Source organism: Allobosea sp. 05T433, assembly GCF_056396065.1.
Genome location: NZ_JBFTKS010000066.1, coordinates 1 through 7,335 on the forward strand (window position 1 = coordinate 1; position 7,335 = coordinate 7,335).

General features: G+C 63.0%; 8 protein-coding genes and 1 pseudogene. 5 read left to right on the forward strand and 4 right to left on the reverse strand.

Annotated features, from left to right (window positions below):
- Window positions 1-201: 201 nt before the first annotated feature.
- Window positions 202-1,236: an IS110 family RNA-guided transposase gene (locus AC1DGP_RS34450; protein WP_476833222.1), complete on the forward strand. Its 1,035-nt coding sequence runs from the start codon at window positions 202-204 to the stop codon at window positions 1,234-1,236.
- Between the two features lie 278 nt (window positions 1,237-1,514).
- Here AC1DGP_RS34450 and AC1DGP_RS34455 read toward each other — a convergent pair.
- Both AC1DGP_RS34455 and AC1DGP_RS34460 read right to left on the reverse strand, forming a co-directional pair.
- Window positions 1,515-1,790 (reverse strand): annotated as a pseudogene (locus tag AC1DGP_RS34455) (transposase); the annotation flags it as partial.
- A 164-nt stretch (window positions 1,791-1,954) separates the two neighbouring features.
- Complete coding sequence (locus AC1DGP_RS34460) at window positions 1,955-2,164, reverse strand: hypothetical protein (RefSeq protein WP_476770259.1); 210 nt, start codon at window positions 2,162-2,164, stop codon at window positions 1,955-1,957.
- 637 nt (window positions 2,165-2,801) lie between these two features.
- Between AC1DGP_RS34460 and AC1DGP_RS34465 the strand changes: the two genes are divergently transcribed.
- On the forward strand, window positions 2,802-3,176 hold the full coding sequence (locus AC1DGP_RS34465) for a toxin-antitoxin system YwqK family antitoxin (protein ID WP_476770258.1): 375 nt from the start codon (window positions 2,802-2,804) through the stop codon (window positions 3,174-3,176).
- Here AC1DGP_RS34465 and AC1DGP_RS34470 read toward each other — a convergent pair.
- Window positions 3,157-3,600 carry a hypothetical protein gene (locus AC1DGP_RS34470; RefSeq protein WP_476833223.1) on the reverse strand — a complete coding sequence of 148 codons (444 nt, stop codon included), beginning with the start codon at window positions 3,598-3,600 and terminating at the stop codon, window positions 3,157-3,159. The genes AC1DGP_RS34465 and AC1DGP_RS34470 overlap by 20 nt on opposite strands.
- A gap of 97 nt (window positions 3,601-3,697) precedes the next feature.
- On the opposite strand from AC1DGP_RS34470, the gene AC1DGP_RS34475 reads away from it, so the two are divergent.
- Complete coding sequence (locus tag AC1DGP_RS34475) at window positions 3,698-4,156, forward strand: helix-turn-helix domain-containing protein (RefSeq protein ID WP_476770256.1); 459 nt, start codon at window positions 3,698-3,700, stop codon at window positions 4,154-4,156.
- Between the two features lie 98 nt (window positions 4,157-4,254).
- Here AC1DGP_RS34475 and AC1DGP_RS34480 read toward each other — a convergent pair whose 3' ends face one another.
- Window positions 4,255-4,665, reverse strand: a complete 411-nt coding sequence (locus tag AC1DGP_RS34480; RefSeq protein ID WP_476770255.1) for a universal stress protein — start codon at window positions 4,663-4,665, stop codon at window positions 4,255-4,257.
- A 358-nt stretch (window positions 4,666-5,023) separates the two neighbouring features.
- Here AC1DGP_RS34480 and AC1DGP_RS34485 point away from each other — a divergent pair, with 358 nt between their 5' ends.
- Window positions 5,024-5,461 (forward strand): DUF5681 domain-containing protein, encoded by a 438-nt coding sequence (locus tag AC1DGP_RS34485; protein WP_476770254.1) that lies wholly within the window; start codon window positions 5,024-5,026, stop codon window positions 5,459-5,461.
- Window positions 5,458-5,661, forward strand: coding sequence for a hypothetical protein (locus AC1DGP_RS34490; protein ID WP_476770253.1), 204 nt, complete (start codon window positions 5,458-5,460; stop codon window positions 5,659-5,661). The genes AC1DGP_RS34485 and AC1DGP_RS34490 overlap by 4 nt, the downstream gene beginning before the upstream one ends.
- The last annotated feature ends 1,674 nt before the right edge of the window (window positions 5,662-7,335 follow it).

Below are 7,335 nucleotides of genomic sequence, written 5' to 3' on the forward strand. Positions count from 1 at the left end.
CAGCGTCGAACCGTCGTCTCGAAGACCTCGCGCAGCAGATCGCTGTCGCGGAAGCGACCGTGCCGGTTCTTCGAGAAGGTGGAATGGTCGGGCACATCCCCCTCCAGGCCAAGCCGGCAGAGATGGAGTAGGCGGGCGGTCGCGCCAGGACGAGAGTGCGTCGCGCGGTTTGACCCACAACGCCCTGCCATGGAGACGGTGATGGACTATTTCGCTGGCCTGGATGTGTCCCTGGATACCGTGAACGTCTGCATCGTCAACGACGCGGGCGATGTCCTGCTCGAACGGAAGATCGACGCCGAGCCAGCGGTCATCGCTGATCTGCTGGCGGGGTTCGGTCATCCCTTCAAACGGGTCGGCCTGGAAGCGGGCCCGACATCATCATGGCTTCACAGCGCGCTGCGCGAGGCCGGGTATCCCGCGATCTGCCTCGAATGCCGCCATGTGAAGGCCGGCCTGAGTGCGATGAGGAACAAGACCGACCGCAACGACGCGCGCGGGATCGCCCATCTTCTCCGCCTTGGATGGTTCAGGCAGGTCCACATCAAAAGCGACGAGGCACAGCAAGTGCGCATGGCGCTCGTCAGTCGTCAGCAGCTTTTGAGTAAATCGCACGATATCGAGAACGCAATCCGCGGCTCGCTGAAGGTGTTCGGGCTTCGCATCGGGATCGTCACGCGGAGAGCCTTCGAGGAGCGCGTCCTGGAGCTCGTCGCCGATCATCCAATCCTGCTCTCGATCACCGAGCCAATGCTGCGCGTCCGTCAAACGATGATCGAGGCTTTCGAGGAACTGGACCGCATGTGCCGGCAGTTTGCACGACGCGATCCGGTCTGCCGCCGGCTGATGACGATACCCGGTGTCGGGGTGGTCGTGGCGCTGACCTATCGCACCGGTGTCGACGCTCCCGAGCGGTTCTCGCGATCAAGAGACGTCGGCGCACATTTTGGCCTGACGCCGAGACGTTATAGCTCCGGACAAACCGACTTCGACGGTCGCATCAGCCGCTGCGGCGACGAGATGGTCCGCACCGCGTTGTACCAGGCAGCCCACGTCCTCTTCCATCACGGTCCCTGGTCGGCCCTGAGGTCGTGGGCGACGCGGCTGGCGAAGCGAGGCAGCGTGAAGGTCGCGAAGATTGCTCTCGCACGCCGGCTTGCCGTCGTCATGCACCGCATGTGGACCGACGGCACCGAGTTCCGTTGGTCAGCGACGCCCGGTTCGGCCGCCGCGTAGTGGGGAGGTTCACGTAGCGATCGACCTTCATAGTTCCGTCGCCGCGGCGGAGAAGAGCGCCTGGGAGGGTGCGAGGGTCGGACGAGCACGCATCGCTGGTTGCGATGGCACGGCATTCGCCGGTCCGATCGCGAGGCAGAGCTAGGCCGTTCGATCCTTCTCAACCCATCCTGTCCGCCGACGCAGTCAGCGTCGAGCATGCAAAGAAGCCTGAACTCGTCCGGGCGCTCCTGATCCACCGCGACACAAAAACGGAGTTGACACATGCCCGCCTAAAGAAACCAGCGATAGGCGAGGTTCAGATGGACTTCGTCGCAAAGCCTGCGCTCGGAGCGGATGCCGAAGCAGTAGCCGACGATCAGCATCCGGATCATCAGCTCGGGATCGATCGAAGGCCGGCCGGTGTCGCTGTAGAAGGGACGTAGATGCGCACGGATGCCGGACAGATCGACGAAGCGGTCGATCGAGCGCAGCAGGTGGTTGGCCGGGACATGCCGCTCAAGGCTGAACTCGTAGAACAGTGCCTCCTGCGCAACCGTCCGTTCGCCCATCATCGCGCCGCCCTCCGCCCAAGGACGACTGAATCAGAACCTCAGGCTCGCAGCAACACCGACTTCTTCAACAAAATCGGTCGAGACTGGCCTTTCGGTCTCGGTCGCAGAGCTGACGTTCGATAGGGCCCTTCAACTCGGTTGCTTCCCTCGTATCCTCGCAATGATCAATCCGGCGCCTTCGGCAGCACGCCCATGACCGCCCGCCCGCGCTCAGTTAGCGCGTAGGTGTTACAGCCCGCCCACGCTGGCGCGGGCGTCCATTCGATCAGACCCTTGCGGATCAGTTCCTCGCGCGACTTGCTCGGCCGCAAATCGACGCGGCCCCTGTCTGGCCGAAACAGGTGCAAGATCCAGATTTCATCCCGCGTCAGCATCTGGTTCCGGCTTTCGTTCCTCTCGCTGAGCGGTCTACCTGCGAACGTGATCGTTCGCCATCTTCTGTTTGATGCTAAGCCACTGTAAAGACTGAAGCGCATCGCAAGCACAGGGGTGTGTTTCGTCAACAGAATGGCGGAAACCAACAACGCGGCGGGATGAACGGGGTACCTAGCCGCGTCTTAAACTGAAGAAGCCACTACCCATGAACACTACGGCCTGCTAGCCCGCTCCGCGGCTCGACCACTCGAAAGAACGAAGGCTCGACGGCTTGCTATCAGCCGACGCTCGCGGCCCGGTTATGCCGGGAAGCAGCGTCTTATCTGCGGAGGGGACATGAGGACGACCGCCATCATCGCCGCGCTGGCGCTCGCTGTACTGGCGAACGCAGCCTCAGCGCAACATCAGCAGCATACCTTCCGTGACAGCTCCGGGCGCGTCACAGGCCGGTCAGTGACCGACAGCCGAGGCTCGACCACGTTCTACGATTCCATGGGCCGGACGACCGGGCGCGCGAGCACGGACAGCCAAGGGGTGACGACGTTTCGCGATTCCAGCGGCAGAACGACTGGGACCGCGACAGGCCCGCGACGCTAAAGGCCTAACAATTCGCGAGATCGGCCTCGCGGAGCAGAGGTGCGCGTTCCGGAACGCCGTCTACGATTGACGCCGTGGGATCGCACCGCCGAAGGAAAGATGGTTCCTCGATCTGGGGCTGTCGCTGGTCCGATCACGCCGCAGCATCAGATGCACCGCAGTCGCGATGAGCACCATCTCGACAACGGAAAGGTAGGAGGAGGCATGAAAGAAAGGGGCGACCGCCACAAGGACGGAAGTATCAAAGCCAAGGGCCACATGATGAGCGGTGAGCTTGAAGGGTACTGGGAGTGGTTCAGGCTGGATGGCAGTAAACTGCGTTCAGGCCACTTCAAGAGCGGAAAACAGGTTGGCGAATGGACCACCTATGACGCCACTGGCAAGGTCGTGAAGGTCACGAATTTCCCCAATTGAACAGCGCGAGTTGAAGGCCATGCGGGTCCGCTGCACTCAGTGTCAGGCCCGCAAGCGACATAGGCCCGCGATAGGAGGCACTGGTGCAGTCGCCGTTGAAATGCTGCCGGTAGTGCTCGCGCTGGATCTCCCAGCGGATCGCGGCGGCGTCGTCGCTGAAGCTGGCGGCGAGGGCAGCGGCTTCACGCTCGTGCTGAGCCTTGAAGGCTGCGATGGCGGCGGCGCGCTCCTCGGCACGGCGAAGCTCGCAGGCCTCAGCCTTCGCGGCCGCCCAGGCCTTGCGGAGCCAGTTGGAAAGCTGGGCGCGGCGCTCGGTGATGGTGCGGCACAGGCGCAGGGCGAAGCGGCCTTCGTGATGGGCGCGGCGCATGATGGCAGCCTTGTCGAAGGCGATGCGGCGATCGATGTTGTAGGCGAGCGGCATTTGCTGTATCTCAGTTGCTGACCTATAGTCAGGATACAGTCTATCTGTATCCTGTCAACAAAGGTTGCAATTGTAATACAGCTATGAGGTTGCGCTCATGATCCGTTTGACACCTCGCCTCCTCAAAGCCGCTCGAGCTCTGGTCGGCTGGCAGCAGGACCATCTTGCGGAGGCGTCCGGCGTCTCTAAATCGACCATCGGAGCTTTCGAGGCGAAGGATGAGACCGCGAAGCTAGCCACGATGAACAACAAAGCACTTGCTGAGACTCTGACGACGGCGGGCGTTCAGTTCATTCCGGAAAACGGCGGAGGCGCAGGCGTCAGGCTGGCAAAGCTTGGACGCGGCTATTCCGTCTCGAACGAAGACGCCGTTTCAATTGAGCAGCAGAAGGCCAATGCGGATGATGTTCGATCGGAGGCGGCCGAGGCTGTGGACCGTGTGCTCGCTGACACCAATGCGACAAAGGATGAGAAGGCCGAACGTCGGGAAGCGCTGACAGAGGAGCCGGCAGTCATCGCAGCAGCGCGAGGCAAGGGGCGGGGGCGGAAGCGCTAACCCCACCCTCGGCTCGTCGGGACATGTGGGCTCGCCCCAGCTATCGCAAAACGTCTGCGACAGCTCGTTTTACGAGCGAGATCTGCTGGGAGGATCGACTACCGGACCACCAGTGCAGGGATAGTTGTACTTGCCAGCACCTCAGACGTCTGGCTCCCGAGCACGACTTTCTGTATGCCCCGTCGGCCATGAGAGGACATCACGATGAGGTCGCAGCCCTTGAGCTTGGCCAATCGGACGATTGCCGCGGCCGGAGAAACATCGATCTCGTGTTCCAGATCTACCGTGACGCCGTGTTCGGACGCGCGTTGCTCTATGGAGGTAATGCGTTCCTTGATGAACTCATCAATCTGCTGACGGGCTGCAGGTGCCATCTCCGGACGCAGGGGCGCCGAAACGGTCAGAACGGTGACTTTCGCCCCGAGCGGCTTGGCGAGCGCCAAGCCGTGTTCAAGACCCTTGCGAGCAAGTTCGGAGTCGTCGGTGGCGATCAGAATGTGTTTGTACATTTGCCCTCTCCGGTAGGAAATGCGCCGGCATCCTGGATGAAATTGATCGGAAGAAGCCGTCGGCCTGATGGTCCCGATACTGCCAGTCCTTCCTGTCGCTGTATCTGCTCGATGCCGTGGCTTTTGTGAGGGCCCGGGCGCCCTCGGCCAAGTTGGTCGCGGGTGTTATTTTCGATGGCAATATTGCATAATCCGGCGCGCTTTATGATTTGATTGATTGCAGATTTGCCATCGTGAAATTGACGCTTGGATGCGTCCTGGAACGGGAGCGCCTGAGCCGAGGCCGCAGGGGCGCTCTCCTGATGACCCTCGCCGCCGTCGGCTTCATCGCATGGATCGTCGCTAGAGGTTTGCCGTGATGCCTGCAAATGCAGAACGAAAACAGGGCGGCAGCAAGTTCAAGCCGGGCCAGTCGGGCAACCCGGCCGGCAAGGCAAAGGGCACCCGACACAAGGTGACGCTTGCCATTGAAGCTTTGCTGGAGGGCGAGGCCGAGGCGCTCACACGCAAGGCGATCGAGTTGGGACTGGCCGGCGACATGACTGCTCTGCGGCTCTGCATGGATCGGCTCGCATCTGTGCGTCGCGACCGGCCAGTCACCCTTGACCTCCCCAGGATCGAGACGGCGGCCGATCTACCCAGCGCGACGCAGGCCATCCTGGAGGCAGTCGCAGCGGGGGAACTTACTCCGTGCGAGGCAGCCGAACTAGGCAGGCTGGTGGATGCCCATGCCAGGGCCATCGAGGTCACCGATCTGCACCGCAGGCTCGAGGCACTGGAAGAAGGGCGGGCATGACGAAGCCCAGCAACATGACGCGACTGTCGGAGCGCATTGCGAAACTGGAGACAACGCGCGCCATGAACCGTGTGCAGTATGTGGTCAGCAACCGTCCGCCAGGCGATGAGTATTGGACGGCGATTGGGATTACCGAGGATGCCATGCAGCCGGGTCGATGCCTGACGGAGGAGGAATGGCAGGCCAAGTTCCGCCGCTGAGCCGGGCGCCGCTTCAGGCGCATCACAGGGCGTCAAGGGCGCGGCCAGGGCCACCAAGGGCGCAAAGGCCCTGTGACCTGGTGGTGGCCTCGGAGGCGAATTGCCACCCCTCGGCGCGGGTCTTGCCCAGGATGTCGAGCAGAAGGTTGCCGAACGCGCCGCGCTCCAGGCCAAGGCACCCATGGGCAAGGCCGCCGACATCGACAGAGCGACTCTTCGGCTACTCCCGCCTGCACGATGCCCCCCAGGTGCCGCAGTTCGATCTGCCGCGTTATGAGCCGCCGCGTGGCGTCCCGGCCAGGGTCCAGGATTTGATCGCCAACCTGCAAATCCGCAGATGCACGAGTACATCAGCAAGGCCGCCAGCACGACAATGCAGGCGACATGGTCGTCGCCGCCGCCTACTTCCTGTCCCCAGGGGCTCGCCAGGCGGCTAAGGGCGGCAGGGCCGCGCTCAAGGTAGCAGCGTCCTGCGCCGAGGCCCGCATCGGGGACAACTGCGGGCCAGGCCTCGACCGCCTCGGCACGCCGACCTATCACGCGGGCCGCGGTCTTGCCGCACCTGGGCGACGGTGCCCGGGCCTAAAACACCCCATCCCCGTCGAGGAGATGAGCGCGGGCGTCATCTCGAGGCGACCTCGCGCCGAGACGGATCATCGACCCGTAGGAACTACAGGGCGCCATCCTGACGCCGGCCCTCGGCGACACCCTCATCACCCCGGACGGCGGCAGGGGCGCGAAGATCACGGTCGAGGCCGCGCACACCCTCCAGTAAAGCCGCCCCGGGATCCGTCCGCATCAAATCGGCGGGGATAGGTGCGGACAGGCGGGATCCGCCGAGCTTCGACGCCTGCCCGACCCCGTGGCGACCCCGCCTAAACCCCGGCCGACCGCCCGCCACCTCCCCCTCACCCCGCGTAACCCCTTGATAACCCTCGCTTTCCTTAGCGCGTCCCGGTTGTGCGATCGAGGCGGGGCAAGACGACATTCCTGCACGGCAGGACCGCGCGACTAGTCAAATTATGCAACAATTCCAAGGGGCTGACCCCCCAGGGATCCCGGCTGCCTCCCTTACCCAGATCACCAGCTAAGTCATTGATTTCATTGGGAAATTTTTGAACGACTATGTGCCTTTTCGAGCGCCGCCGCGCCCGGCCCCGGAGAGAAGCCTTGTTTTAGGAATGCCCCCCCTGGCCCCTGAAAGCGAAGGTTGGGCCTGGAGGGCCCCGTCGAGCCTCAGGAGGCCCGTGGCGGCCGTTTGAGTTTGGCCGGCGCGTCTTGTGAGGCTTGGGATTAGGGCTCCGAGGGCCGAAATGCTAGGAAATGGACGCCCATCCTCACCCGCAGTGACCGCCTCAAGTTGTATCGTAAGCTGGCTGGTCGGCTGGAGCGGGCACAGTGCGCGTTGCAGCGGTGTCCGATCGGATCAAGCGGGACGCGCCCTATATCTTATGAAGGGCGCGTGGCTCGACGGCGGGCGACGAGATGCGCAGTGCGCCGATACGTGCTACGCTCGCAAATTCGGGAGAAGGAAAATGAGAATGCTGCGAGGTGCTTTCCGCCGTTGTGGTGTCATCACAGCTATCGCGTTCTCTGCTGCAATGTTTATCTCTGATGCCCACTTCAACGTTGCTGAGGCACAGAAGGCGCGGGCGGAGGATCTTGCTTGCGGCA